At 70.1% G+C, this 24,462-nt stretch carries 26 protein-coding genes and 1 pseudogene; 7 read left to right on the top strand and 20 right to left on the bottom strand.

The features are described 5' to 3' along the window. The first annotated feature begins 12 nt into the window (after positions 1 to 12). Positions 13 to 1,299 (top strand): D-amino acid dehydrogenase, encoded by a 1,287-nt coding sequence (locus tag ACK4ZD_RS08850; protein WP_409660622.1) that lies wholly within the window; start codon positions 13 to 15, stop codon positions 1,297 to 1,299. Here the strand turns inward: ACK4ZD_RS08850 and ACK4ZD_RS08855 are convergent. The 16 genes from ACK4ZD_RS08855 to ACK4ZD_RS08930 form a co-directional block, all read right to left on the bottom strand. Further along, positions 1,260 to 2,699: an NAD-dependent succinate-semialdehyde dehydrogenase gene (locus ACK4ZD_RS08855; RefSeq protein ID WP_409660624.1), complete on the bottom strand. Its 1,440-nt coding sequence runs from the start codon at positions 2,697 to 2,699 to the stop codon at positions 1,260 to 1,262. The two genes, ACK4ZD_RS08850 and ACK4ZD_RS08855, sit on opposite strands and share 40 nt — an antisense overlap. Positions 2,700 to 2,901: 202 nt before the next feature. After that, the gene (locus tag ACK4ZD_RS08860) at positions 2,902 to 4,113 is read right to left on the bottom strand and encodes an ABC transporter permease (protein WP_409660625.1); all 1,212 of its coding nucleotides are present in this window, start codon (positions 4,111 to 4,113) and stop codon (positions 2,902 to 2,904) included. A gap of 11 nt (positions 4,114 to 4,124) precedes the next feature. After that, complete coding sequence (locus ACK4ZD_RS08865; protein WP_409660627.1) at positions 4,125 to 4,862, bottom strand: ABC transporter ATP-binding protein; 738 nt, start codon at positions 4,860 to 4,862, stop codon at positions 4,125 to 4,127. Next, entirely contained in the window at positions 4,859 to 5,641 is a 783-nt protein-coding gene (locus ACK4ZD_RS08870; RefSeq protein WP_409660629.1) for a glycosyltransferase family 2 protein, read from the bottom strand. The genes ACK4ZD_RS08865 and ACK4ZD_RS08870 overlap by 4 nt, the downstream gene beginning before the upstream one ends. Continuing rightward, positions 5,641 to 6,363 (bottom strand): 3-oxoacyl-ACP reductase FabG, encoded by a 723-nt coding sequence (gene fabG, locus ACK4ZD_RS08875; RefSeq protein WP_409660631.1) that lies wholly within the window; start codon positions 6,361 to 6,363, stop codon positions 5,641 to 5,643. The genes ACK4ZD_RS08870 and fabG overlap by 1 nt, the downstream gene beginning before the upstream one ends. Next, positions 6,360 to 6,794, bottom strand: a complete 435-nt coding sequence (locus ACK4ZD_RS08880; RefSeq protein WP_409660632.1) for a hydroxymyristoyl-ACP dehydratase — start codon at positions 6,792 to 6,794, stop codon at positions 6,360 to 6,362. The genes fabG and ACK4ZD_RS08880 overlap by 4 nt, the downstream gene beginning before the upstream one ends. After that, positions 6,791 to 7,609, bottom strand: coding sequence for a beta-ketoacyl synthase chain length factor (locus ACK4ZD_RS08885; protein WP_409660634.1), 819 nt, complete (start codon positions 7,607 to 7,609; stop codon positions 6,791 to 6,793). The genes ACK4ZD_RS08880 and ACK4ZD_RS08885 overlap by 4 nt, the downstream gene beginning before the upstream one ends. Before the next feature lies 1 nt (position 7,610). Beyond that, the gene (locus tag ACK4ZD_RS08890) at positions 7,611 to 8,795 is read right to left on the bottom strand and encodes a beta-ketoacyl-[acyl-carrier-protein] synthase family protein (protein WP_409660636.1); all 1,185 of its coding nucleotides are present in this window, start codon (positions 8,793 to 8,795) and stop codon (positions 7,611 to 7,613) included. A 31-nt stretch (positions 8,796 to 8,826) separates the two neighbouring features. After that, a complete protein-coding gene (locus ACK4ZD_RS08895) occupies positions 8,827 to 9,891 on the bottom strand; it encodes an SAM-dependent methyltransferase (RefSeq protein WP_409660638.1) in 1,065 nt (354 codons plus the stop codon). A gap of 11 nt (positions 9,892 to 9,902) precedes the next feature. Continuing rightward, positions 9,903 to 10,466, bottom strand: a complete 564-nt coding sequence (locus tag ACK4ZD_RS08900) for a LolA-related protein (RefSeq protein WP_409660640.1) — start codon at positions 10,464 to 10,466, stop codon at positions 9,903 to 9,905. Beyond that, complete coding sequence (locus ACK4ZD_RS08905; RefSeq protein WP_409660642.1) at positions 10,463 to 11,350, bottom strand: acyl-CoA synthetase; 888 nt, start codon at positions 11,348 to 11,350, stop codon at positions 10,463 to 10,465. Before ACK4ZD_RS08905 ends, ACK4ZD_RS08900 begins: the two co-directional genes overlap by 4 nt. A 7-nt stretch (positions 11,351 to 11,357) precedes the next feature. Next, on the bottom strand, positions 11,358 to 11,657 hold the full coding sequence (locus ACK4ZD_RS08910) for a hypothetical protein (protein WP_409660643.1): 300 nt from the start codon (positions 11,655 to 11,657) through the stop codon (positions 11,358 to 11,360). Beyond that, a complete protein-coding gene (locus tag ACK4ZD_RS08915) occupies positions 11,654 to 13,036 on the bottom strand; it encodes an AMP-binding protein (RefSeq protein WP_409660644.1) in 1,383 nt (460 codons plus the stop codon). Before ACK4ZD_RS08915 ends, ACK4ZD_RS08910 begins: the two co-directional genes overlap by 4 nt. Before the next feature lie 8 nt (positions 13,037 to 13,044). Further along, on the bottom strand, positions 13,045 to 13,437 hold the full coding sequence (locus ACK4ZD_RS08920; protein ID WP_409660646.1) for a hypothetical protein: 393 nt from the start codon (positions 13,435 to 13,437) through the stop codon (positions 13,045 to 13,047). An 18-nt stretch (positions 13,438 to 13,455) separates the two neighbouring features. Continuing rightward, a complete protein-coding gene (locus ACK4ZD_RS08925) occupies positions 13,456 to 13,746 on the bottom strand; it encodes a phosphopantetheine-binding protein (RefSeq protein ID WP_409660648.1) in 291 nt (96 codons plus the stop codon). Beyond that, positions 13,743 to 14,132 carry a hypothetical protein gene (locus ACK4ZD_RS08930; protein ID WP_409660650.1) on the bottom strand — a complete coding sequence of 130 codons (390 nt, stop codon included), beginning with the start codon at positions 14,130 to 14,132 and terminating at the stop codon, positions 13,743 to 13,745. The genes ACK4ZD_RS08925 and ACK4ZD_RS08930 overlap by 4 nt, the downstream gene beginning before the upstream one ends. Positions 14,133 to 14,551: 419 nt before the next feature. Here ACK4ZD_RS08930 and ACK4ZD_RS08935 point away from each other — a divergent pair, with 419 nt between their 5' ends. Beyond that, positions 14,552 to 15,400 (top strand): hypothetical protein, encoded by an 849-nt coding sequence (locus ACK4ZD_RS08935; RefSeq protein WP_409660652.1) that lies wholly within the window; start codon positions 14,552 to 14,554, stop codon positions 15,398 to 15,400. Between the two features lie 67 nt (positions 15,401 to 15,467). Next, on the top strand, positions 15,468 to 15,896 hold the full coding sequence (locus tag ACK4ZD_RS08940; RefSeq protein WP_409660654.1) for a DUF1810 domain-containing protein: 429 nt from the start codon (positions 15,468 to 15,470) through the stop codon (positions 15,894 to 15,896). On the opposite strand, the gene ACK4ZD_RS08945 is transcribed toward ACK4ZD_RS08940, so the two are convergent. The 3 genes and pseudogenes from ACK4ZD_RS08945 to ACK4ZD_RS08955 form a co-directional block, all read right to left on the bottom strand. Then, on the bottom strand, positions 15,886 to 16,647 hold the full coding sequence (locus tag ACK4ZD_RS08945) for an ABC transporter permease (RefSeq protein ID WP_409660656.1): 762 nt from the start codon (positions 16,645 to 16,647) through the stop codon (positions 15,886 to 15,888). The genes ACK4ZD_RS08940 and ACK4ZD_RS08945 overlap by 11 nt on opposite strands. A gap of 68 nt (positions 16,648 to 16,715) precedes the next feature. After that, positions 16,716 to 17,147: pseudogene (locus ACK4ZD_RS08950) on the bottom strand (ABC transporter ATP-binding protein); the annotation flags it as partial. Between the two features lie 131 nt (positions 17,148 to 17,278). Next, positions 17,279 to 18,160 (bottom strand): LysR substrate-binding domain-containing protein, encoded by an 882-nt coding sequence (locus ACK4ZD_RS08955; RefSeq protein WP_409660658.1) that lies wholly within the window; start codon positions 18,158 to 18,160, stop codon positions 17,279 to 17,281. Between the two features lie 137 nt (positions 18,161 to 18,297). On the opposite strand from ACK4ZD_RS08955, the gene ACK4ZD_RS08960 reads away from it, so the two are divergent. The 4 genes from ACK4ZD_RS08960 to ACK4ZD_RS08975 are packed head-to-tail and all read left to right on the top strand — an operon-like array spanning position 18,298 to position 23,214. Beyond that, a complete protein-coding gene (locus ACK4ZD_RS08960; protein WP_409660660.1) occupies positions 18,298 to 19,479 on the top strand; it encodes an acyl-CoA dehydrogenase in 1,182 nt (393 codons plus the stop codon). Next, positions 19,479 to 20,663: a CaiB/BaiF CoA transferase family protein gene (locus ACK4ZD_RS08965; RefSeq protein ID WP_409660662.1), complete on the top strand. Its 1,185-nt coding sequence runs from the start codon at positions 19,479 to 19,481 to the stop codon at positions 20,661 to 20,663. The genes ACK4ZD_RS08960 and ACK4ZD_RS08965 overlap by 1 nt, the downstream gene beginning before the upstream one ends. Positions 20,664 to 20,715: 52 nt before the next feature. Next, positions 20,716 to 21,129 (top strand): hypothetical protein, encoded by a 414-nt coding sequence (locus ACK4ZD_RS08970; protein WP_409660664.1) that lies wholly within the window; start codon positions 20,716 to 20,718, stop codon positions 21,127 to 21,129. A gap of 48 nt (positions 21,130 to 21,177) precedes the next feature. Further along, positions 21,178 to 23,214: an acetoacetate--CoA ligase gene (locus ACK4ZD_RS08975; RefSeq protein WP_409660665.1), complete on the top strand. Its 2,037-nt coding sequence runs from the start codon at positions 21,178 to 21,180 to the stop codon at positions 23,212 to 23,214. A 3-nt stretch (positions 23,215 to 23,217) separates the two neighbouring features. Here the strand turns inward: ACK4ZD_RS08975 and ACK4ZD_RS08980 are convergent. Next, positions 23,218 to 24,462: MATE family efflux transporter (locus ACK4ZD_RS08980; protein WP_409660667.1), on the bottom strand; the 1,245-nt coding region annotated here is incomplete at its 5' end.

Consider the following 24,462-nt stretch of genomic DNA (forward strand, 5'->3'; position numbering starts at 1 on the left):
AGAGGAGCTTTCATGCCTTCCCTTGCAGTCATCGGCGGCGGCATCACCGGCGTCACCACCGCCTATGCCCTGGCCCGCCGCGGCCTGTCCGTCACCCTGTTCGAGCGCCATCGCTATGCCGCGATGGAGACGTCCTATGCCAACGGGGGGCAGTTGTCGGCCTCCAACGCCGAGGTGTGGAACCACGCCTCCACGGTCTGGAAGGGCCTGAAGTGGATGCTGAAAAACGATGCGCCGCTGCTCTTGAGCCCGCGGCCGAGCTGGCACAAGCTGAGCTGGTTGGCCGAGTTCGTCACCAGCATCCCGCACTACCGCCGCCACACCATCGAGACGGTGCGCCTGGCGATCGCCGCGCGCGAGCACCTGTATGCGTGGGCCAATGAAGAGGGCATCGACTTCGACCACCGGCGCGAGGGCATCTTGCACATCTACCGCGACCAGGCGGGTTTCGAACATGCCCGGCGCGTGTCGGCCCTGCTGGCCGCCGGCGGGCTGCAGCGTCGCGCCGTGACGCCCGAGGAGATCCGCGCGATCGCGCCCACGCTGGCGGGCCGCTATGTCGGCGGCTGGTACACCGACAGCGACACCACCGGGGACATCCACAAGTTCACGAACGGCTTGGCCGAAGCCGCGCAGCGCCGCGGCGTGCGCTGCCTGTACGGCCATGAGGTGCGGCGGCTGAACGCGCGGGACGACGGCGTGCGCGTGACGCTGGCCGGGTCCGGCGGCGAGCACGAGCTGCGCTTCGACGGCGTGGTGGTGTGCGCCGGCGTGGCCAGCCGGGCCTTGGCCGCGCAGCTCGGCGACCGGGTCAATGTCTATCCGGTCAAGGGCTATTCGATCACCGTGAACCTGCTCGACGAGGCCAGCCAGGCCGCTGCGCCCACAGTGAGCCTGCTCGACGACGAGACCAAGATCGTGACGAGCCGGCTGGGTGTGGACCGCTTCCGCGTGGCCGGCACGGCCGAGTTCAACGGCGAGAACCGCGACATCCGCGCCGACCGCATCCGCCCGCTGGTGGACTGGGTGGCCCGCTGCTTCCCCGGGGTGTCCACGCGCAGCGTGGTGCCCTGGGCGGGGCTGCGACCGATGATGCCCGACATGATGCCCCGCGTGGGTCGCGGACGGCACCCGCGCGTGTTCTACAACACCGGCCATGGCCACTTGGGCTGGACGCTGTCGGCGGCCACGGCCGATCTCGTGGCCGCAGTGGTCGAGCGTTCGCTGGGCCGGCCGCTGGTCGTGCCGGCGGCCGAGCCTCAGGCGTTCATCACCGCCACCGAACGCACGTTGACGTAGGCCTCCAGCGCCTCGGGGCCCCCCTCGGAGCCATAGCCCGAGTCCTTGATCCCGCCGAAGGGCATCTCGGCCGAGGGCATGGCGGGCATGTTGATCCACAGCATGCCCACCTCGACGCGGCGCGTGAGCAAGTCGGCGTTCCTGAGGGACCGCGTGAAGGCATAGGCGGCCAGGCCATAGGGCAGACGGTTGGCCTCGGCGATGGCTTCGTCCAGTGTGTTGAACGAGCGGATCGCAGCCACCGGGCCGAAGGGCTCGTCGTTGAAGACGCGCGCATCGAGGGGCACATCGGCCAGGATCGTGGGCTGCCAGAAGTTGCCGCTGTGGCCGATGCGTTCGCCGCCGGCGAGCACGGTGGCGCCCTTGCGCACGGCATCTTGCGTGAGCTCGGCCATCGCGGCCAGGCGCCGCGGGTTGGCCAGCGGGCCCATCTGCGTGCCCTCGGCCAGGCCGTCGCCCACCTTCAGGCCCTGGGCGTGTTGGGCCAGCGCCTGGGCGAACTCGTGGCGGATGCTCTCGTGCACCAGGAAGCGCGTGGGCGAGATGCACACCTGGCCGGCGTTGCGGAACTTGGCCGCGCCGGCGGTCTTCACGGCCAGCGCGATGTCGGCGTCCTCGCAGACGATGACCGGCGCGTGCCCGCCCAGCTCCATCGTCACGCGCTTCATGTGCTGCCCGGCCAGCGCGGCGAGCTGCTTGCCCACCGGCGTGGAGCCGGTGAAGGTGATCTTGCGAATGGCCGGGTGGGGAATGAGATAGCTCGAAATCTCGGCGGGGTGGCCGTAGACCAGACCCAGCACACCCTTGGGCAAACCGGCGTCGGCAAAGGCGCGGATGTAGGCGGCCGGGCCGGCGGGGGTTTCCTCGGCGGCCTTCACCAGCATCGAGCAGCCGGCCGCCAGCGCTGGGCCGACCTTGCGCACCACCTGGTTGATCGGGAAGTTCCAGGGGGTGAAGGCGGCCACCGGGCCCACCGGGTCCTTGAGCACCATCTGGCGCAGCTCGGGGCGCCCGCGCGAGGGCACGATGCGCCCATAGACGCGCAGGCCTTCGTCAGCGAACCACTCGGTGAGGTCGGCGGCGGCCAGGGTCTCGGCCTTGGCCTCGGCCAGGGGCTTGCCCTGCTCCTGGGTGATGAGCGGGGCGATCTCGTTGGCGCGCTCGCGGATCAGCGCGGCGGCGCGGCGCATGATCTTCGCGCGCTCGGCCGGGGCCATGTCACGCCAGGTCTCGAAGCCCTGCTGGGCGGCCTGCACGGCGCGGTCGAGGTCGGCCTGGGCTGCGTGGGCCACGCGACCGATCTCCTGGCCGGTGGCGGGGTTGAAGACGGGCAGCGTACGACCGTCAGCGGCATCGCACCACTGGCCGGCAATGAAGAGCTGGGTGTGGGGGTAGGTCATGGAAGGCCTTCCTGCGGTTCAGGGACAAGGGAATGCGTCGATTGTGCGTGCAGCTTGACACACTTGCAGGCGCAAGGTGCTTGCCGTGGGTGTTGGGCGCCAAGTCGAACGCTGTCCGGCACCATGACCGCGCGGCGCAGGCCCGGGCCTGCGTGATGCCACCGTTGCGGTGGTGGGCCTGAGGGGGAGCCGAGGATCAGGCTCAGTCGGCCCGTTCCCGGTTCCGGATGGGCCACCAGGCGGCGGCCAGGCACAGCAGCGCAAAGCCGAGCAGCAGGCCGGCGCGCAGCACGATGTCGCCGGCCTCAGGGTCACCCAGGAAGACAGCCTGCAGGCCGTCCAGGGCCCAGCCCATGGGCGACCATTCGGACACCGTCTGCAGGCCCGGCGGCATCAGCATGCGCGGCACCATCACCCCGGCGATGGCGCCCAGCACCACATTGAGCCCGCCACCCAGAGCGGCGGCCTGGTCGAAGCTGCGGCTGTAGGCAGCGATCAGCAGGGCCAGGCCCACGGCGGCGGCGCTCGTGGCCAGTACCATCAGCGCAAACCAGCCGGGCGCGATATCGAGCTGCAGCGCCGGGCCACCCAGCAGCGGCACCAGCCAGCGGCCCACGGCGATCATGAAGGCGAGCTGCACCCAGTTCAGCAGCATGAAGGCCACGAGCTTGCTGCCTAGCACGGTGCCCGGCGAAACGCCGAAGCTGGCCAGGCGCGTGAGCGTGCCATCGTTGCGTTCCTGGATGAGCACGCCAGCAATGGGGATCACGACGAAGAACATGCCGAACACCAGCCAGGCCGGCACGCTTTGCTGCACGGCCGTCATGGCCCGGCCCGACTCGATCTCGTAGAGGTAGCGGATCCGGGGCCCGCCGCCCTCGCCCATCAGCTCGGGCGTGGCGGCGCTGTCGAGCAGCACGCTGGCAAAGGGCCCGGCTTCGGCCGCGGCGATGCGCATGCGCACCTGTAGCATCGAAAAACTCAGCTCGGTGCGCAGCCGCGCGGCGGCCGCGGGCTGCACCCGGTTGCCCAGCCACAGCTCCACCTGCTCGGCCCGCGGCTGGCCGTCCTCGCCCAGCCAGGGCGAACGCACCACCACGGCGGCTTCGATGGCGCGCGTGCGCAGGGCCGCACGCAGCGCCTCGCGGCTGTCGTAGCGCTGGCCGCCGTGCCGGCCGAGCCATTCCTGGCTCCAGGCTTGTGCGGCGGGATGGGTGTCTTCGACCACCCAGCCGGCCACGGGCAGATCAACGCGCGCCACCAGCGTGTTCTTCAGCGTGAAGGACATCACCAGCACAAAGACCGCCGGCATGAAGAAAAGCACCGCCAGGCCATGCGGGTTGCGGGCCAGCAGTCGCCATTCCTTGACGGCCAGGCGCACGATCTGGTGGAGGCGATGGGCGGGGCGGGTCATGGCGGCCGGTGTCAGTCGCGCAGCGAGCGGTGCGTGTGGTGCATGAACAGGGTCTCGAGGTCGGCAAAGGGTGAGCCGCCTTCCGGGCCGCGCAGCAGCGTGGCCAGATCGCCGTGGGCGATCACCTGGCCGTGGTCGAGCAGCACGATGTTCGAGCACACCGCGCTTACCTCTTCCATGTAGTGGGTCGCATAAAGCACGGCCGTACCGCCCTGCACCAGCTCGCGCACGCGCTCCAGCAGGAAGGCGCGCGACTGCGGGTCTACCCCCACCGTGGGTTCGTCGAGCAGCAGCACGTCGGGGCGCTGCAGCAAGGCAATGGCGAGGTTGAGGCGGCGGCGCACGCCCCCCGAGCAGTGGCGCGCGCGGCGCGACGCAAACTCCTGCAGCTGGCCGCTGGTCAACGCCACCTCGATGCGCCGCTGTCGTTCGGCGGCGTCCACGTCGAGCAGGTCGGCGAAGAGCTGCAGGTTTTCCAGGCAGCTCAGCTCGGGGTAGAAGGCGTATTCCTGCGGCACCCAGGCGATGCGCGGCGGCGATCCCTGAGGGTGTATGAGGCGGCCCGCCTGGGGCGTGCGCAGGCCGATGAGCAGGTTGATGAGCGTGGACTTGCCCGAGCCGTTGGGCCCGAGCAGGCCTACGGCCTGACCGCGATGCAGCACCAGGTCCACGCCACGCAGCGCGGCCTCGGGCTGCCGCGGGTAGCGGTAGACCAGCTGTTCGGCGGCCAGCACGGGTGCGGTGCTCATCGGCTGGCCGGCCCTGGCAATGTGCGCCCGGGCAGCACGGGCGCCGGGCCCAGGCTGCGCCACAGGGCCAGCGGTGCCATACCCCGGCGCAGCAGGCGCCCACCCACCATGATCACGATCTTGGTGATGTCGGCCACCGGTCGGAAATGGCTGGGCCGGGCATCGGCGGGATAGCGCCCGGGGATGGCCACGGCCAGCGTGGGATGGCCCTGCTGGGCGGCTTCAATCAAGATCTCGCTCTCGAAGGTGAAGCGAGTGCCGTGCACGCGTGGGCCCAGCGCGATGCGCATCACCTCGCGCGGGTAGACGCGATAGCCCGACTGCGAATCGGCGATGGGATGGCCCGCGGCCCACGAGATCCAGAAGCAGGCGAAGCGGTTGGCTCGGTAGCGGGCCGGCGGGAACTGCGAGCGGTCATGCAGCCGAGAGCCGATGACGATGCGCTCGGGCGCGCCCGTCCAGGCGGCCAGCAATGCGGGGGCGTCTTCGGGGTCGTGCTGGCCGTCGCCATCGAAGGCGATCACGCAACGCGCGCCGCGCTCCAGTGCAAAGGCAAAAGCCGTGCGCAGGCTAGCCGCCTTGCCCAGGTTCACATCATGGCGCAGCAGGCTCACCGGCAGATCCTGCACGGCCGCCGCCGTGCCATCGGTCGACCCGTCGTCGACCACGATCACACGCGGGCACTGTTGCAGCGCCCCTTGCGCCAGTGCGCGGATCGTCCGTTCCTCGTTGAAGGCCGGAATGGCAATCCAGACATCCTGCCAGTCCATGGTCGTCATCAATACATGCCGCCGTTCACGCCGATGACCTGGCCGGTGATATAGCTTGCTGCATCGGAAGCCAGGAACGCCACCAGCGCAGCCACTTCCTCGGGCCGGCCGGCGCGTCCGGCTGGCACCAGCGCCTGGATGCGTTCGGGCGGGAAGGCCGATTCAGCCATCGCGGTGTCGATGATGCCGGGAGCGACGGCATTCACCGTGATGCCACGCGAGGCGAGCTCCAGCGCCAGCGACTTGGTGGCGCCGTGCAGCGCCGCCTTGGCCGCCGCGTAGTTGGCCTGGCCACGATTGCCGGCCTGCCCCGCCACCGAGCTGATGTTGACGATGCGGCCCCAGCGCGTGCGCATCATCGGCAGCAGCAGCGGCTGGGTCACGCGGTAAAAGCCATTCAGGTTGGTGTCGATCACCTCTTGCCAGGTGGCGGCATCCATGCCGGCCATCGGGGCGTCGCGGTGCAACCCGGCGTTGTTGACGAGGATCTGCACCGGGCCCTCGGCCAGGATCTGCTCGATGGACTGGGCCACCGCGTGGGCATCGCCCAGATCGAAGGCCAGTGCGCGGGCCTGGCCGCCTGTGGCCGTGATCTCATCGGCCAAGGCCTGGGCGCGCTCCAGCCCGCGGTGGGCGTGCACCAGCACCTGCACACCCTGGGCCGCCAGGGCGCGGCAGATCGCAGCCCCCAAGCCGCCGCTGCCACCGGTCACCAAGGCGCGACGGCTCATGTCACCTCCCCGGCGTTGAAGGCCACAATGAGGCGACCGCGCGCGATGGCCTGGCCCGCGGCGCTCACCTCGAAGGCATAGAAGCAGCCCGAGGCCTCGCGGCTGAGCAGCTCGGCCTGTATCTTCAGGGGGCCGGCATCGTGCGGGATGTCGGCGCGCAGCAGGTCGACCTGGGCCAGCTTGGCGAGCACGCCGGCGCGCGGGCGCGAGTGCGCATCGAGCAAGGCGCCGTGCACGGCCGTGGCCTGAGCGGCGTATTCGGGGGCAATGACCGACGAGATGCGGCCCTCGCGTGCCAGCGGGTGATCGGCGGTCGGGGCGGCGGCTTGGCAGACGATGTGCTCGCGGTCCCAGTGCAGCACGCCGTCGAGCAGGCACATGGCGCCCGCGTGGGGCACGCGGCGTTCGATGTCGGTGCGATCGAGCCTCATGCGGTGGGCCCCAACGTCAGGGTGAGGTGCAGGCCGCCCAGCGGCAGGGTGAGCGCCGTGCCGGTGGGCGCGGCCAGCAGCCCCAGCGCGGCCAGGGCCCGGGCGCTGCTGTGGTGGGCCCAGGCCTCGGGCAGCCAGCTCGGGCGCCAGGGCGGTGCGGGCGATTCGCCGGCCGGCGCCACGATCAGTTCACCACGGCCCAGCACCGGGCCTTGCACTGGCGTATCCGTGGCGCTGAGGACCCAGGCCGTGCCGAGCGGTTCCCTCAGGGGCAGCAGTTCGTCCAGCGGGGCTGTGAGCGCGGGGTCGTAGGCCACCAGCAGCACCGGCTCGCCGCCGGCCTGGGCTTGCGTCAGCGCACACAGCAATCCGCTGGCGAAGCTGTCCTCACCCAGGCTCACCACAGTGGCCGGCTGGCGGTTGCGGTAGGCAATGGAGAAGTAGCCCGAGGGCGCGTTGTGCACCGAGTTCGGGAACACCAGGGGTGACACCTGGCGCGTGGTGGCCAGGGTATCGAGCATCTGCTGGCAGATCTCGCCTGTGCCCTCATCGGTGGCAAAGACTGAGCGCAGTGTGCTTGCATCGAAGGGCGTGTCCGCCACGGCCTGTTCCACGCAGGCCAGGGCCAGGCGCACGGCGCGGCTGGCGCGGCGGCGCTCGTTGGGCGGCAGGGCCGACGGTGCAGGCAAGGCCAGAGGGCTGTCGGGCCGCGGCAGCGGCGTCCCGCGTCGTGCGGCGTCGAGCAGCGCCTCGAGCGAGCCCAGGCCGGGGGCCAGGACCGCGGCGGTGTGGAGGGAAAAACGCAGGCGGCTCACGTCAATTGCTGCGACCAAGGATGAGCGTGCAGTTGCTGCCGCCAAACCCGAAATTATTGCTCATCGCGTACTGCAGCTTCGTGTCGCGCGGGGTGATGATCAGGTCCAGCGGCAGGGCGGGGTCGGGTTGTACGAGGTTGGCGCTGGGCGGCAACACCTGGTGGCGCAGCGCTTCGGCGGTGATCAGCACTTCGACGATGCCACAGGCGCCCAGGGTGTGGCCGGTGATGCCCTTGGTGGACGAGACCGGCACACCGCGCTGGCCGAACACCGACACCAGCGCGGCGGCCTCCGAACGGTCGTTGGCTGGCGTGGCCGTGCCGTGGGCGTTGACGTAGCCGATGTCCGAGGGCGCGAGCCCGGCGGCGTCGAGCGCAGCGCGCATGGCCTGGGCAGCCCCCAGGCCTTCGGGATGGGGCGTGGACATGTGGTGAGCGTCGCTCGACTCGCCGCCGGCCACGAAGTGCACCGAGCCTTTGGCCTGTTCTTCGCTCCGCTCCAGCAGCGCAAAGCCGGCGGCCTCGCCGATGGAGATGCCGTCGCGGGTGGCATCGAAGGGCCGGCAGATGCGCGCAGACAGGAGTTGCAGCGAATCGAAGCCATGCAGGGTCGACAGGCACAGGCTGTCGGCGCCACCGACGATGGCGGCGTCGATGAGGCCGGCGTCGATCCAGCGCTGGGCGGTGAGGAAGACCTTGGCGCTGGACGAGCAGGCGGTGGACAGTGTGGCCAGCGGCCCCGCCACCCCCAGCACCTCGGCGGTGAAGCGGGCCAGGGCGTCGCCGGTGTGGTGGTGACGCAGATCGAAGTCCTCGGGCCAGCGGCCGCTGGCGCGGCGCTGCGCATAGGCGATCTCGGTGCTGCGGATGCCTGAGGTGCTGGTGCCTAGCACCAGGCCCACGCGCGGGGCGCCGTACTGCGCCACGGCCTCTCGCACGGCCTGCACGAAGGCGGCATCCTGCAGCGCCATCCACACCAGGCGGTGGTTGCGGCAGTCCCAGGCGGACAGGGCCTCGGGCAGGACGACCTCGTCCACGCCGGGCACGGCACCCAGCCAGGTGTCGAGCGAACACCAGTCGAGCGGGTTGGGCTGCAAGCCGCTGCGGCCTTGCGCGGCGGCGGTCCACAGCGCATCCAGGCCGCATCCGGCGGGGTGAACGACCGTGGTGGCAGTCAGGGCAAGCACGCGGGTCTCCTGTGATCCTGCAGGGGCCGTCTCAGGCGGCCTGGCATTCGATGAGGGTGTGAAAGCCACCCACCGCGTCGTGTAGCGTAACCACTTGCAGGCCGGCAAGGTCGATCAGGCGCAAGAACACCTCGGAGTCGTACATCTGGCTGTTGCCGTTGGCCACGCAGGTGAAGTACAGCGAGGTCTGCTGCAGGCTCATCGCGGCGGCCTCGAAGCGCTGGCGGTCCCAGAAGAGTTCCAGGATCCACAGCCGCCCGCCCGGCGGGAGGGCACGCCGCGCCTTGTCCAGGATGGCGACGATCTCGTCGTCGGAGAAGCAGTCGAGGAACTGGCTCATCCAGATGAGTTCGTAGCCGCGGGGCAGCTCGGCGGCCGCATCCAGCAGGTTCACCGGGTGCAGTGTGGCGCGTTCGGCCACCCCGGCCTCGGCCAGGTGGGCGCGGGCACGCTCCAGCTGGGGCGGCAGGTCCACCAGGCCCATCTGCAGCTGCGGCAGGCGTTTGAGGCACATCCTGGCCCACCTGCCGGTGTTGCAGCCCACGTCGAGCAGGCGTGCCGGTGGCTGCTGGGCGAGGCGTTCGCACACTACGGGGAAAGCCTGGTCGGAATAGAAGTGGTCGAAGTCGTGCCAGCTGCGCCGTGCCGGCTCGGACATCTCCGACAGGCCTTCGTAGAGCGTGGCCCAGGGCCCCAGGGTCTGTAGGCCAGCGGGGCGGCCCTCGGTGAGTGAGGCGTCCAGATGCGCGGCGGCCTGGTAGCAGACGTCGCGGGTGAAGTCGAAGTTCACGCGAGTCATCTCGTCGTCGAGCAGGAAGCGCCCGAGCTTGCCCAGGTGGTAGCGGCCCTCCCGGCGCCAGACGATGTGCAGGCCCAGACCTGCTTCGAGCAGCACGCGCACGGCATAGGCCGACAAGCCGGTGGCTTTGACCACCTCGTCGAGGCTGCGGCCCTCACCGGCCGGCGCTTCGGCCAGTGCAGCCAGCACGCCGCGATCGCGCATCACGGCCGTGGCCTGGAAGGCCAGCGGCGCAAAGGCCAACCACTGGGCGGCGCTGACGGCCTGCAAGGCGGTGAGGGGATCTTTGTCGAACATGGGAAGCCGTCCTAGTGCAGGAGCCGGGTGGTGGTGCGCTCGCCCGAGCGCTCATGGACGATGATGACCTGCAGCCGGCCCTGGGCGCCCTGCAGTTCCAGATGGTCGAGGCTGCGTGCCACTTCTGGTCGGCGCGGGTTTAGGCGCGCGGACCACAGCGAGGCGTTACCCCCCAGCTCGATGTGGAAGTCGCTCTGCAGGGCGCCCAGGTCGCCCGCCACGGCCAGGCGCAGCGCGCGGGCCAGGGCGGCCACGGCCGGCGCTTCGGCATAGCGCAGGGTGCGTGCGGGTTGGCCCTCGGCACCCACCCACTCCATGCGGTCGCCCAGCAGCCGCCAGGTTTCGGCGCGGGGTTCGGTGACGTGCTTTTCGAGGCCCTGTGCGCTGGCGCGCAAGGTGCCGCGCGAGGTGCGTGGCGCGGCCAGCCAGGGGGATTCGCGCACTTCCTCGAAGGCCAGCACTCGCGCGGGCTGTGCCTGCAGCAGGCCCTGCAGCTCGGGCAGCGACCACGCGTAGGCCGGCACCCCGGGCGAGCCCAGGGCGAGCAGCAGCAACACGGTACGCACGAGCATCATGAGGCGTCGGGCGGCGGGGCCCAATAGGGATAGAAGTTGAACCAGTTCAGCGGATAGCGCCGGGCGTAGCGTTCGAGGTGCTGGGCGTAGCGGTCGAGCACCGGCTGCAGCGCCTCGCCGCGCGCCGTGCGCTCGGCGGCTGGACCGAACTCGGCAAACTCGATGCGGTAGCGATTGCCGCCTTCGTAGAGCCCGAAGCACATCAGCACCGGGGCTTCGGCCCGGGCGGCCAGCACATGCGGCGCCACCGGCAGCCAGGCGGTGCGGCCGAGGAAGGACACGCTGCGGTGGCCCGCGCCGTCGACACGGTCGGCCAGCACCACCACCACCCCACCCTGCGTGAGCGCCTCGTGGGCGCGCAGGAAGCTGTCGGGCCGGCCCAGGGGGATGAGGTCGAAGGCGCTGTCGTCGATGCCTGCGATGCGACGCAGTCGCGAGTGCGGGTCCACACGCATCATCGCGCTGACCGGGCGGCTGTCCATTGCCCGGTGGGCCAGCAACATCAGGTCGAAGCTGCCCAGGTGCGAGCCCAACAGCACGCAGCCACGGCCCTGCGCGAGCGCGGCATCGACCAGGGGCAGTCCTTCGATGGTCACCTCGAAATGATCGAACTCGCCGGCGGCCATGTAGACGCGGTCCAGCAGCGTGGCGGCAAAGCTGTGCAGGTGGGCGAAGACCTCGCGCCAGCGGGCCGGGCGGTCGAGCGCGGCCGACAGGAACTCGGCCGAGGCACGCCGGGCGGGGGCATCGGTGATCACGAAGTACAGCACGATGGGGTAGAGCAGCGCACGGCACAGCGGGCGCCCGGCGGTGCGCGCCAGCCAGGCGATGAGGCGGATCAGCCACTCGCTGCCGCGCTCCTTGCGTTCGGTCCAGGCCTTCATGCCATCTTCATGCCAGCGCCAGGACGCCCTGCGCCAGCGTGACCGCGTCGCCCATGCGGGTGGCCGTGACGCGAAAGCTCACGCGGTCGCCCTGGATCTGGGCCTGCAGCCAGGCCGGCTCACCGGGGCCCAGGGGCTGGATGAATTTGAGCTGCACGATGCGCGCCACGCGTCGCCCGCTGGCGGCCTCGACATGCACGCGCACCTCGTCGAGCAGCAGCACCCCCGGTACGATGGGCTGTTCCGGAAAGTGCCCAGGCAGCGCGGGGTGGCTGGCCGGGATGCTCAGTCGGGCTTCGATGCTCATGGGGTTCTGCGCTGCGTCACCCACTGCGCATAGATGGCATCAAGCGCCGCGCGCGCCAGCTTGCCCGGGCCGCTGCGCGGCAGCGCGTCGACGTGGATGAAGGCGCGCGGCAGGAAGGCCGGGTCCAGGCGTTCGCGCAGCCAGGCCAGGACTGCGGCGCGGTCCAGCGGGGCCCCGGCATGGATGAGCACCAGACGCTCGGTCGGCTCGCTGGACTCGGGCAGGTAGAAGACGCCATCGTCCAGTCCGGGCAGATCCTGCAGCAGCAGGTTGAGCCCGGCCAGCGAAGCGCGCCGTCCGGCGATCTTGATCAGGTCGGCCTGGCGGCCCAGCAGACGGAAGCCCGCCTCGCCCTGGGGTTCGATGCGGTCGGCCAGGATCTGGGGCGACGTGAAATGTGTGCCGCGGGCCTCGGTGCCTTCGGCCACCGGCGACAGCGTCACCCCGGGCAGGGCCCGCCACAGCGGTTCATGGGCGGTGCGGCGCAGCGCCAAGGCGCCGGTTTCGGTGGAGCCGTAGATCTCCAGCACCGGGGCCTCGACGTGGGCCTCGGCCTGGGCCGCGATGCCCGGGGCCAGCGGCATCGTGGACGCCAGCGCCAGGCCGCAGTGGGGTAGCGGATCGCCCGCGCGCGCAAGCGCGCGCAGGTGCAGCGGTGTGGTGATCCAAGCCCAGCGGCCACCACCCGCATTGCGGCCTTCGAAGGCGGCGCGCACGTCGGCCGGCAGCAACGGGCGCTCGTCCAGACAGGGCAGCCCATGTACCAGGGCCAGCATCACCGAGGCCTCCAGGCCGAACATGTGCTGTGGCGGCACGCTGCACACCAGGCCTCGCAGAGAGGCCAGCCCGCCGTCCAGTTCGGCCTCCAGGCACTGGCCCAGCACCGCGGCGCCCTGGACCAGTTGGGCAAGGGTCTTGTCCTGGGCCTCGGGCCGGCCAGTGCTGCCTGAGGTGTAGAGGCGTACGCGCAGGTGCCCTGCATCGGGCGTCCAGGAGGGCGCCGCGGGGGCAGTCCGCTCCGGTCGGATCACGAGACAGCGAGCCAGGCCGTCCCAGCCGGGCTGCAGGATCAGGGGGTCATCGGCCAGCACCACCGGCTCGATGGCCTCGCCCAGCAGGGCCGCCAGGTCGGCCGGGCCGCCCGACGGCGGCAACACCTGCAGACACCCCTGGCGCAGCGCTGCCAGCCAGCCCACCAGGAAGCCCACCCGGCCGTGGCAGAGGTTGCACACCGTGACCCCGGCAGGCAACTCCGCCGCCAGCGCCTGCGCGGCCGCATGCAGTTCGCCCCAGGTCCAGGTGTCAGGGCCGCGCAGCACGGCCGGGCGGTCCCGCCAGGCAGGGCCGTTGGCCAGAGGCAAGGCTGTGAGGGAAGGCATGGGAAACTTCAGGCGCGCGGTCGCCAGACCTGCCAAGTGTCGCGCAGCTGCTGAACGAGTCCGGGGAAACGCAGACCTGGGAAGAACAGCGGGCGCAGCAAGCGTTCACCCACAAAAAGGAGGACCGTGCCGGCCCATGCGATGCTGCTGCCCACACCAAAGCCCGGCTGCAGCCAGGCCAAGGCCCCGGCTGCCAGCACGAACCAGGCACACCAGACGGCCGTCAGTGCGCGCGTGTAGCGTTGCAGTGCGGCCGGCATCGTGGGCAGGCTCACCCGGGCGATGCGTTCGATCAGAGGGGTCTGCTCGGGCGCTAGGCTGCGTCCGAAGAACACGGCCAGGGCCACGAGCGCGGCCACCGGCAGCCAACGCAGAGCCGACCCGATGTCACCCGGGACCACGGATCGTTCCCGCGTCGCTCAAGCCTGGGCGGCCCGGACGGTGTTGATGTGGTCGGCCAGGCTTTGCAGCGAGGCGAAGATGGCCTCGTTGGCCGGGTCGCCGGCCTTGAGCTTGACGCCGTAGCGCTGCTGGATCACCAGGGAGATCTCCAGCATGTCGAGCGAGTCGAGCCCGAGACCGTCTTCGAATAGTGAGGCGGTGAGATCCATCTGCTGGGGATCGGTGTCCTCCAGGTTCAAGGCCTCCACCACCAGGACGGCGAGTTCCCGGGCCGAGACGGCCGAGGTGCTGGCGATCAGGGCGCTCATGACGAGGTCAGCTGGGCGTTGATGCTGCGGGTGAGGTTCTGGATCCAGCCGTTGTAGTTCTTGTGAATCTGGCCATCCTTCTCATTCAGGTTGGTGCTGGAGCGGTACTTGATGCTGTAGGTCTTGGAGTTGTAGGGGATGTCGACCACGGCAGTGTGCGAGCGCAGGTTCAGCGTGCCCACCAACTTGTTGGGGCCTTCGTCGCGCATTTGCCAGCCCAGGGAGCTACCGGCGCGCAGGATGGCGGCGCGCACTTCTTGGGCCGACAAGGTCTTGCCCGAAGCGGTAACAACCGGTGCCTCTTCCACATTCATGATGGGTGCAGACGAGCAGCCGGCCAGGGCTGCCGCCACGACAAGCGTGGCAGCCGTAACGTGGAAACGCATGCTTATTTCTCCCAGATCAGGGGATCTTCAGTCAGTGGAAATGCCGACCCCGTGTCGGTCACTTCAGCGCGCGGCCCGGCTCCTCCGCCAAGAGCCGCACAACCATTCACAATTTTATACAAGTGCCTCTTGGGCCAGCCCCTGTTGCAACCCCCACCCCCACCACATGCGAGAAGGTGTCAGTTCTAACCGCGGATTCCCCCAAAAGGGTGTGGGGATCTCGCAACGGATCGACAGGACTTCATCTTGAGAACCCCCGAGCGCACGCCTTGCCGCGAGTCTAGACCCACCTTCGGGTCAGGTTGGCCGCGGTCGGGACTGTGACTTTCCACCGACGCCCGGAGCCCCTTTTTGAGCAGCATGCACGGCACGCCGCTTCGGGGGTGCGCCACAATGTGAGCCCGCGCTTCGTTCCGGCGATGAGCACCCCTGCGATCCCCACCAAGACCGCCCTCGGCCACGAGGAGTTGCGTCACCGCGTCCACCGGCTCAGCCAGCGCCATCGCACGGTGTTGCTGCTGGTCGATGGAGTGCGCTCGCTGGCCGAGGTGCTGGGCATGGCCCAGAAGGCGGGCGCCAGCACCCAACATTTCGAGGAGCTGCTGCGCTTGGGCCTGGTGGAGTTGCCGGCCCCGCCCGCGCCGCCGCCCCCGTCGGTCGTGGACGAGCCCGCGGGTGTGCTGAGGTCGGTGAACGTGTCGGTGCCGGCCCCGCAGGCCGCGCCCGCTCCCGAGGCCGCCACCCCGCAACCCCAGGGGCCGCTGGCACGGGCCCTGGCCGAGGCGGCGCAGTCCGTCCCCGAAGCCTCGCCGGTGCGGGAGCCGCCCGCGCCGCAGGCTCCCGCACCAACGCGCCGCCGTGTGGCGGCGCCAGCGGCTCGGCCGTCGCGCCGGGGGGCTGCTGCGCCGAACCCCCCGCTCACGCTGGACATGCCGCTCGAACTGCCGGTGCTCACCGCGATCGAGGAGGCGCCCGATGGTGGGTCCACGCCGTCGGAGACCGCGTTGCACGAGCAGGTGCTGGCGCTGCTGCGCACGGTGGTCGAGCGCGAGCCGCCCCCCTTCACCTCGCGCGTGCCGGCACGGCTGGCACGCTGCGACAGCCTGCGCGAACTGGCCGACTTGGTGCTCGAGATCGAGCGCTATCTGGTGCGCTCGCGCCGCGACCGCAAGCTGCACGAAGTGATGCCCCTGCTGCGCGAAGCGCGCGAGCTGCTGGGCCTGGGCAACACGCGGGTGGTGGGTGCCGGGGGCGAGGAGCTGGGCTGATCAAGTCGCCGCGCAGGCGGGGCCAAGGGCTTGCCGCCAGCATGAACGGCGTGACAGGATGGGCGCCATGCTCAGCGACCGGCACGATCTCCAGCGCTTCATCGACGCCCAGAACCCGGTGTTTCACACCGCATTGGCCGAACTGCGCGCCGGTGCCAAGCGCACGCACTGGATGTGGTTTGTCTTTCCGCAGTTGCGCGTGCTGGGCCGCAGCGCCACCGCACGGCATTACGGCCTGGCCGATCTGAACGAGGCCCGCGCCTACCTGGCCCACCCGGTGCTGGGCGCAAGGCTGCGCGAGTGCGTCGACGCGGTGATGTCGGTGCGGGGCCGCACGCTGCACGAGGTCTTCGGTTCGCCCGACGACCTCAAGTTCTGCTCGTGCATGACGCTCTTCGAAGCCGTGGCGGGTCCAGGCTCGGTGTTCTCGCAGGCGCTGGACCGCTGGTGCGAGGGGCGGCGCTGCGAGGCCACCTTGCGCCAACTCAGGCCCTGAGCCGCCAGCCCGTGCGGAAGATCCAGCCCACGATGCCCAGGCACACGAGCAGGAAGCCCGCGATGGCCAGCAGGCTCACGCCCACGGCCACGTCGGCCACGCCGTAGAAGCTCCAGCGGAAGCCGCTGATCAGGTAGACCACCGGGTTGAACAGGCTCACCGTCTGCCAGACCGGCGGCAGCATGTTGATCGAATAGAAGCTGCCGCCCAGGAAGGCCAGCGGCGTGATGATGAGCAACGGCACGATCTGCAGCTTCTCGAAGCCATCGGCCCACAGGCCGAGGATGAAGTCGAAGAGGCTGAAGGTGATCGAGGTCAGCACCAGAAAGCCCATCATACACAGCGGATGCGCGATGGAGAAGTCCACGAAGAGCCGAGCCGTGGCCAGGATGATGAGCCCCAGCACGATGGACTTGCTCGCCGCCGCGCCCACGTAGCCGATCACCACTTCCAGCGCCGACACCGGCGCCGACAGCAGCTCGTAGATCGTGCCGGTGAACTTGGGCATGTAAATGCCGAAGGAGCCGTTGGACAGGCTTTGTGTCAGGATGGCCAGCATGATCAGGCCCGGCACCAGAAAGGCGCCATAGCTCACGCCGTCGATGGACACCATGCGCGAGCCGATGGCCGCACCGAAGACCACGAAGTACAGCGAGGTGGAGATCACCGGCGAGGCGATGCTCTGCCCCAGGGTGCGCAGCGCGCGGGCCATCTCGAAGCGGTAGATGGCGCGGATGGCGTACCAGTTCATCGGGCTTGCCTCACGAGGTTGACGAAGATCTCTTCGAGCGAGCTCTGTTCGGTGTGGAGGTCCTTGACCTTGGCGATCATCACGCGACGCTTCATCCCGCCCGACAGGGTGCGGATCCTGGCGTCGCGCTTGTCCCACAGCGACAGGTCCTTGAGGATGCGCTCGATCAGTGCGGGATCGGCCGGCTTGCCGAACAGGCCGCGGCTGAAGTTCACCGTGGCCCACACCGTCTCGAAGGCATCGGTGGACAGCTCCTGCGGCACCAGCCCGATCAGGCTTCGTGCGGCGCGGTATTCTCGCGCAATGTCGTGACCGGCCACCAGCGCCCGCCCTGCGCTGGGGGTGACGATGCCGCACAGGATGCCGATCAGCGTGGTCTTGCCCGCGCCGTTGGGGCCGAGCAGCGCGAAGATCTCGCCGCGGCGGATCTCCAGGTCGATGGCCTTGAGGGCCACGTGGCCCGAGGCATAGGTTTTGTGAAGCCCCTGGACGTCGATGATGGGGGAGGTCAATGTCCGCTCCTCGGTCCCGCCGGATGATGAAGAGGTGAAGGATAGTTCCGAACGCATGCGACCGTCACGACCACGCGAGCGCCCTCCTGACACCGCGGTGGTCGCAGCTCGGTGTTGCATCACCCGACCTGCATCACCCAGCGCGCAAACACTTCGACCGCCTCCGATGCCGGCTGCGACTCCGGCAGTGCCAAGTAGTAGGCCCGGTCGCTCTCGCAAGGGCTGGCGGCGGGTTCGATGAGGCGGCCGGCGGCCAGCTCGGCTTCGGCGGCGAAGTCGGGCACCAGGGCCACGCCCAGGCCCAGCAGTGCGGCTTGCACCGACATCGAGAACAGCTCGTAGCGCGGCCCCTGCAGGCTGCGGTTGGTGTCCACGCCGGCCGCGGCGAACCAGCGGCGCCAGGCGTGGGGTCGCGTGGTCTGCTGCAGCAGCGGCAAGGCCGCCAGTTGCGCGGGCGTCAGGCGCCGGCGTGGTGCGATCAGCGAGGGCGCACACACCGCGATCAGCCGCTCGGGCATCAGCAGGCGCGTTTCACAACCGGGCCAGTGGCCGTCGCCGGCGTACAGCGCCGCATCCAACCCGGAATCGTCGAACAGGAACGGCCGCACGCGCGTGTGCAGATTGACTTGGATGTGCGGATGCTCGCGCTGGAAGGCCGGCAGCCGCGGCAGCAACCAGTGCGTGGCGAAGGTGGGCACCACGGCCAGCTCGATCACCCCGCCCTGGCCACGGGTGGACATCAGCTCCAGCGTGTCGCGTTCCAGCGCCGCGAGACGCTCGGCCACGCGCCGCCCGTAGGCCTGGCCTGCGGCCGTGAGCTTCACCCCGCGCCGCGTGCGGCGGAACAGCTCCACCCCCAGGCTGGACTCCAGCGTCGCGATCTGGCGGCAGACTGCGCTTTGCGTCATGTGGAGTTCTTCGGCGGCACGTGTGAAGCTCTCGTGGCGGGCCGCGGCCTCGAAGGCGGACAGGGCGGCAGTGCTGGGAATGCGGCGGCGCATGGGGGCCCTCCTGGAGCAGCAAGCTCGGTCACGAAATGAGTTTTTCGCACAAGTCGATGCGCAATTGTCGGTTGAAACCCCCCGGCCCGCGGCTTAGCATCGACATATCCTTTCGAGAACCGACACCGGAGACCGCCATGGGCCAGATCAAAGCCGCCTTCCACTGGGACGACCCCCTGCTGCTCGACCAGCAGCTCACCGGCGAGGAGCGCGCGGTGCGCGACGCCGCCGCGGCTTATTGCCAGGAGCGCCTGGCCCCGCGGGTGCTCGAGGCCTTCCGGCACGAGAAGACCGACCCGGCCATCTTCCGCGAGATGGGCGAGCTGGGCCTGCTGGGCCCCACCATCCCCGAGCAATACGGTGGCGCCGGCCTGAATTACGTCAGCTACGGCCTCATCGCCCGTGAAGTGGAGCGGGTCGATTCGGGTTACCGCTCGATGATGAGCGTGCAGTCCTCGCTGGTGATGGTGCCCATCTACGAGTTCGGCAACGAAGCCTCGCGCCAGAAATACCTGCCCAAGCTCGCCAGCGGCGAGTGGATCGGCTGCTTCGGCCTGACCGAACCCAACCACGGCTCCGACCCCGGCAGCATGGTCACGCGCGCCCGCAAGGTCGACGGCGGCTACAGCCTCACCGGCAGCAAGATGTGGATCACCAACAGCCCCATCGCCGACGTCTTCGTGGTGTGGGCCAAGGACGACGAAGGCGCCATCCGCGGCTTCATCCTCGAAAAGGGCTGGAAGGGCCTCTCGGCCCCGGCCATCCACGGCAAGGTGGGTCTGCGCGCGTCCATCACCGGCGAGATCGTGATGGACAACGTCTTCTGCCCCGAGGAGAACGCCTTCCCCGAGGTGCGCGGCCTCAAGGGCCCCTTCACCTGCCTGAACAGTGCACGCTACGGCATCGCCTGGGGCGCTTTAGGCGCGGCCGAGTTCTGCTGGCACACCGCGCGCCAGTACGTGCTCGACCGCAAGCAGTTCGGCAAGCCGCTGGCGGCCAACCAGCTCATCCAGAAGAAGCTGGCCGACATGCAGACCGAGATCACCCTGGGCCTGCAGGGCTGCCTGCGCCTGGGCCGCATGAAGGACGAAGGCACCGCCGCGGTGGAAATCACCTCCATCATGAAGCGCAACTCCTGCGGCAAGGCCCTGGACATCGCCCGCACCGCGCGCGACATGCTGGGCGGCAACGGCATCAGCGACGAGTTCGGCATCGCCCGCCACCTGGTCAACCTGGAGGTGGTGAATACCTATGAGGGCACGCATGACATCCACGCCCTGATCCTGGGTCGCGCGCAAACCGGGATTGCGGCTTTCTGATGAACACGCCCCTTCCACCGCGCCCGCTGGCGGGCGTGAAGGTGCTCGACCTGTCGCGCGTGCTGGCGGGCCCCTGGGCGGGCCAGCTGTTGGCCGACTACGGTGCCGACGTGATCAAGGTCGAGCGCCCCGGCAGCGGCGACGACACGCGCGGCTGGGGCCCGCCGTGGTGGGGCGAGGGCGAGGCCCGCACGGCGGCCTACTACCTGTGCGCCAACCGTGGCAAACGCTCGGTGGCGCTGGACATCGCCACGCCCGAAGGCCAGGCGATCGTCAAGAGCCTGGCGCGTGAGGCCGACGTGCTGATCGAGAACTACCGCGTCGGCCAGCTGGCCAAGTACGGGCTCGACTGCGCGAGCCTGCAACAGCTCAACCCGGGTCTGGTCTACTGCTCCATCACCGGCTACGGCCAGACGGGCCCCTACGCCCAGCGCGCCGGCTATGACTTCGCCATCCAGGCCCAGGGGGGCTTGATGAGCATCACGGGCGAGCGGGGCGCCGAGCCGCAGAAGGTGGGCGTGGCCGTGGTCGACCTGATGACGGGGGTGTACGCCACCACCGCCATCCTGGCCGCCCTGCACGAGCGCCAGCACACCGGCCGTGGCCGCCACATCGATGCTGCCCTGCTGGACGTGCAGGTGGCCATGCTGGCCAATCAGGCCTCGAACTACCTCGTGAGCGGCACGCCGCCCACGCGCATGGGCAACGCCCATCCCAACATCGCGCCCTACCAGGTGTTCGCCACCGCAGACGGCCACCTGGTGCTGGCCGTGGGCAACGATGCGCAGTTTTGCCGCGCGTGCGAGGCGATGGGCCTCGCGGCCCTGGCGCAAGACGAGCGCTACACCACCAATGCCGGCCGCGTGAAACACCGCGCCGAGCTGGTGCCCGAGCTGCAGCGCGCTCTGCTCGCGCGGCCCACGCTGGCCTGGGTCGAAGTGTTCGACGCTGCCGGCGTGCCCTGTTCACCCATCCTCGACATCGCCCAGGTCTTCGACGACCCGCAGGTGCGCGCGCGCGGCCTGCAAGCCCCTGAGGCGCCGGGCCACCCCCCCGGTGTGCTCACGCCCATGCGCTTGGACGGCCAGCGGCCCATGGCTCCCCGCCCGCCGCCCAGCCTCGATGCCGATGGCGAGGCGGTGCGTGCGGCCGCCCGGGCGGGGCGTTGGCCCGAAACGCCCTAACATCACGCCCTCGCCGCTCGGCTACGGGCGGCCGCATGGACAGGAGCAACCCATGGGCGAAGCCAAACGCCGCAAGCAGCAGGGTCAACAGGCGGGCGAACGACTGCGCCAGCGCATCGCCGCGGGCGAGTTCGGCGCGCCCGGGCGCATCGAGCGCCTGTGCCTGGTGGTCGACCGCAGCCCGGCCGGACGCGACCTGATCACCCTGCTGCGCACCCTGCCCGAGTTCAGTCTGCTGCAGGCCGCGCTGGCGGGCGAGGAGTGGCAACTCTGGAACAGCGTGGCCCTCTTCGAGTTTGCCGGCATCACCCTGAAGGACGGACAGGCCCGCGCCTGGCTGGCCACCAACGAGGACAAGCTGCTCAACGAGGCCCTGCCACGCGAGCTGCGCGGCGGTGCGGGCCTGCTGGCGGGTGTCGAGCCTGCCTTGCGCGAACGGGTGGAGGGCGTGCGCCCCGCGCACTGAGCCGGCCGGGTGCCGCTATCCTCGGCCAATACGACGCGAGGAGACGCCATGCCCCCGGCCCACGAGCCCCACATCCACCGCTACCAGCGCTGGCTCGGCCAGCGCCACGGCCTGCACTTCGACCACTACGACGCCCTGTGGCAATGGTCGGTGAACGACCTCGATGCCTTCTGGCGTTCGATCTGGGACTACTTCGAACTGCAATCGCCCACGCCCTTCGAGGGCGTGCTGGTGGAAGACCGCCTGCCCGGCGCCGTGTGGTTCCGCGGCGCGCAGCTCAACTATGCGCAGCAGGTGATGCGCCACGCCGACGAGGCCGAAGCGGCCGGCCACCCGGCCATCGTCTGGTGCGATGAAGCCGGCCTGGCCCGCGGCGAGCTGCAGCAGATGCGCTGGCCCGAGCTGCGTCGCCAGGTGGCCTCGCTCGCTCGGCACCTCAAGCGCCTGGGCGTGCAGCGCGGCGACCGCGTGGCGGCCTACCTGCCCAACACCGCCGCCACCGTGGTGGCTTTCCTGGCCGTGGCCAGCGTGGGGGCCGTGTGGTCCTTGTGCTCGCCCGACATGGGCCCGGTGGCCGTGCTCGACCGTTTCCGCCAGATCGAGCCGGTGGTCCTCATCGCCTGCGACGGCTACCGCCACGGTGGCGTGGACCATGCGCGGCTGCCCCTGGTGGCCGAGCTGCTCGCCCAACTGCCCACGGTGCGCCACGCCATCGTGCTCAACCACCTGGATGCCCGGGCCGACGCCCAGGCCCTGGCCGCCCCGCCGCGCCAGGCGCATGCCTGGGCCACCCTGGTGGCCGACGAGGTGCCCTTCGAGCCCGAGTGGCTGCCTTTCGACCATCCGCTGTGGATCGTCTATTCCAGCGGCACCACCGGAGTGCCCAAGCCCATCGTGCATGGCCACGGCGGTATCGTGCTCGAACACCTCAAGCTCGGCACCTTGCACAACGACATTGGCGCCAGCGTCGAGGGCGGCGACCGCTTCCATTGGTACAGCTCCACCGGCTGGATCATGTGGAACTGCCAGGTCAGCGGCCTGCTCTCGGGCACCACGATCTGCCTCTTCGACGGCAGCCCGGCCGGCCTCCGCGACGCACCCGACTGGACCACCCTGTGGCGCTTCGCCGACCTGGCGGGCGTGAGCTTCTTCGGGGCAGGCGCGGCCTTCTATGCGAGCTGCCTGAAGGCCGATGTGCAGCCGCAGGCCGTGGCCGACCTCTCGCGCCTGCGCGCCGTGGGCTCCACCGGCTCGCCCCTGTCCGACGCTTGCTACGACTGGATCTGGAGCCGCCTGCCGCAACGCGGCGGCGAACCGATCTGGCTCACGGCCATCGCAGGGGGCACCGACTTCGCCGGGGCCTTCCTGGCCGGCCACCGTGGCCTGCCCGTCACCCGCGGCGAGATGCAATGCCGCTGCCTGGGCGCCGCGGTGCACGCCTACAGCGAGCCCGACGCCAACGGCCAGGGCCGGCCCCTGATCGACGAGGTGGGCGAACTCGTGTGCGTGCGCCCCATGCCGTCGATGCCGCTCTACTTCTGGGGCGATGCCGACGGCTCACGCCTGCGCGATAGCTACTTCGAGATGTACCGCGGCCCGCGCGGCGAAGGCATCTGGCGTCATGGCGACTGGTTGAGAATCACCCCGCGCGGGGGCGCCATCATCTACGGCCGCAGCGACGCGACCATCAACCGCCATGGCATTCGCATGGGCACCGCCGAGCTGTACCGCGCCGTGGAAGCCTTCCCCGAAGTGCTCGACAGCCTGGTGGTGGACCTCGAATACCTGGGCCGCGAGAGCTGGATGCCGCTTTTCGTGGTGCTGCGCGAAGGTCACACGCTCGACGATGCTCTGGTGGCTCGCCTGAAGGCCGGCATCCGCGAGGCGCTCTCGGCCCGCCACGTCCCCAACGACATCTACCAGGTGCCCGAGATCCCGCGCACGCTCTCAGGCAAGAAGCTCGAACTGCCCATCAAGCGCCTGCTGCTGGGCCACCCGGTGGACAAGGTGCTCAACCGCGACGCCATGGCCAACCCCGGCGCGCTGGACTGGTTCATCGCGCTGGCGCGGCAGCGCGGGGTCTGAGGTTCAGCGCCCCACCGGCTGCCGCTCGCGCACCACGCGCCGGTGCGTGGCGCGGGCATGGCGCACCCAGCCGTGGCCCCACCAGCGCGCGGCCATCGCCAGGCCGCGGATCCACTCGTCCAGTGCGTAGGCGATCCACACGCCGGGCAGGCCCCAGCCCAGGTGCACGCCGAAGAACCACGAGCCGCCGGCCAGCACCACCACCATCGAGACGATGCCCGCGGCCACCGGGAAGCGTGCATCGCCCGTGGCGCGCAGCGCGTTGATCACCACCAGGTTGAAGGTGCGCCCCGGCTCCAGCAGCACCGTGAGCCACAGCAGCAGCACGGCCGAGGCGATGATGGCCTCGTCCTGCGTGAACAGGCGCAAATACCAGGGCGCGCCCAGTGCGGCGAGGAGCGCCGCGCCCGTGGACACGCCCAGCCCCAGCAACAGCGACTTGCGCACCAGGGCATGCGCCTCATGCAGCCGGGCCGAGCCGATCAGGTGGCCCACCAGGATCTCGGCCGCAAAACCAATGGCCAGGCCGAACAGCAAGATGAAGTACATCACCTGCATGGTGTAGCTGTGCACCGCCAGCTCGGTGGCGCCCATGCGTGCCACCACCGCGATGCTCACCATCAGCGCCAGCCGGTAGGCGATGGTCTCGGCCCCACCGGGCAGGCCGATGTGCAGAACCGGCGCCAGCGGCTTCCAATGCATCACCCACCAGTCGCGGGCCGTGGGCACGAGTTGCAGCCGCCAGCGCCACAGCACCAGGTGCAGCCCCAGCCCGAAAGCGCGGCTGAGGACCATCGCCAGCGCAAAGCCCACCAGGCCCAGCCCCGGCAGCGGCCCCACGCCGCCCATCAGCGGGATGCACAGCAGCAGGTGCAGCGTGTGCATGGCCAGCATGTTCAGCAGCGTGTCGCGCGCATGCAGGTGGGCGCGCATCACCGAGGCCATCGTGGCGTTGTAGGCGTCCAGCACCAGGGCCAGCGCGGCCATGCGCAGAAAGGGCACGGCCAGCGGCATCAACTCGGCCGGCGTGTTCATCCACTGCAGCAGCCAGGGCGCACCGGCCAGCAGGGTGCAGCCCGTCAGCAAGCCCAGCCAGGTGCTGGCCGCCAGCGACACCCGCGCCGTCTCGTCGGCCGCCGCCCGGTTGCCCGCCCCGAGGTTCTGCGTGATGACCACGCTCACCCCCATGCTGATGATGCGGAACAGGATGAAGAAGGCCGCCTGCAGGTGGTTGACCATCGCAAACGC

Source organism: Caldimonas sp. (assembly GCF_046291045.1).
Classification (GTDB): Bacteria; Pseudomonadota; Gammaproteobacteria; order Burkholderiales; family Burkholderiaceae_C; genus Caldimonas.

Bases quoted from the DNA above. Each gene is read 5' to 3' on its own strand.
- ACK4ZD_RS08925 (WP_409660648.1), bottom strand. From the start codon at position 13,746: ATGAGCGCCCTGATCGCCAGCACCTCGGCCGTCTCGGCCCGGGAACTC.
- ACK4ZD_RS08850 (WP_409660622.1), top strand. From the start codon at position 13: ATGCCTTCCCTTGCAGTCATCGGCGGCGGCATCACCGGCGTCACCACC.
- ACK4ZD_RS08965 (WP_409660662.1), top strand. From the start codon at position 19,479: ATGAACACGCCCCTTCCACCGCGCCCGCTGGCGGGCGTGAAGGTGCTC.
- ACK4ZD_RS08880 (WP_409660632.1), bottom strand. From the start codon at position 6,794: ATGAGGCTCGATCGCACCGACATCGAACGCCGCGTGCCCCACGCGGGC.
- ACK4ZD_RS08865 (WP_409660627.1), bottom strand. From the start codon at position 4,862: ATGAGCACCGCACCCGTGCTGGCCGCCGAACAGCTGGTCTACCGCTAC.
- ACK4ZD_RS08860 (WP_409660625.1), bottom strand. From the start codon at position 4,113: ATGACCCGCCCCGCCCATCGCCTCCACCAGATCGTGCGCCTGGCCGTC.
- ACK4ZD_RS08960 (WP_409660660.1), top strand. From the start codon at position 18,298: ATGGGCCAGATCAAAGCCGCCTTCCACTGGGACGACCCCCTGCTGCTC.
- ACK4ZD_RS08915 (WP_409660644.1), bottom strand. From the start codon at position 13,036: ATGCCTTCCCTCACAGCCTTGCCTCTGGCCAACGGCCCTGCCTGGCGG.
- ACK4ZD_RS08870 (WP_409660629.1), bottom strand. From the start codon at position 5,641: ATGACGACCATGGACTGGCAGGATGTCTGGATTGCCATTCCGGCCTTC.
- ACK4ZD_RS08970 (WP_409660664.1), top strand. From the start codon at position 20,716: ATGGGCGAAGCCAAACGCCGCAAGCAGCAGGGTCAACAGGCGGGCGAA.
- fabG (WP_409660631.1), bottom strand. From the start codon at position 6,363: ATGAGCCGTCGCGCCTTGGTGACCGGTGGCAGCGGCGGCTTGGGGGCT.
- ACK4ZD_RS08975 (WP_409660665.1), top strand. From the start codon at position 21,178: ATGCCCCCGGCCCACGAGCCCCACATCCACCGCTACCAGCGCTGGCTC.
- ACK4ZD_RS08905 (WP_409660642.1), bottom strand. From the start codon at position 11,350: ATGAAGGCCTGGACCGAACGCAAGGAGCGCGGCAGCGAGTGGCTGATC.
- ACK4ZD_RS08930 (WP_409660650.1), bottom strand. From the start codon at position 14,132: ATGCGTTTCCACGTTACGGCTGCCACGCTTGTCGTGGCGGCAGCCCTG.
- ACK4ZD_RS08900 (WP_409660640.1), bottom strand. From the start codon at position 10,466: ATGATGCTCGTGCGTACCGTGTTGCTGCTGCTCGCCCTGGGCTCGCCC.
- ACK4ZD_RS08910 (WP_409660643.1), bottom strand. From the start codon at position 11,657: ATGAGCATCGAAGCCCGACTGAGCATCCCGGCCAGCCACCCCGCGCTG.
- ACK4ZD_RS08935 (WP_409660652.1), top strand. From the start codon at position 14,552: ATGAGCACCCCTGCGATCCCCACCAAGACCGCCCTCGGCCACGAGGAG.
- ACK4ZD_RS08945 (WP_409660656.1), bottom strand. From the start codon at position 16,647: ATGAACTGGTACGCCATCCGCGCCATCTACCGCTTCGAGATGGCCCGC.
- ACK4ZD_RS08940 (WP_409660654.1), top strand. From the start codon at position 15,468: ATGCTCAGCGACCGGCACGATCTCCAGCGCTTCATCGACGCCCAGAAC.
- ACK4ZD_RS08855 (WP_409660624.1), bottom strand. From the start codon at position 2,699: ATGACCTACCCCCACACCCAGCTCTTCATTGCCGGCCAGTGGTGCGAT.
- ACK4ZD_RS08955 (WP_409660658.1), bottom strand. From the start codon at position 18,160: ATGCGCCGCCGCATTCCCAGCACTGCCGCCCTGTCCGCCTTCGAGGCC.
- ACK4ZD_RS08895 (WP_409660638.1), bottom strand. From the start codon at position 9,891: ATGTTCGACAAAGATCCCCTCACCGCCTTGCAGGCCGTCAGCGCCGCC.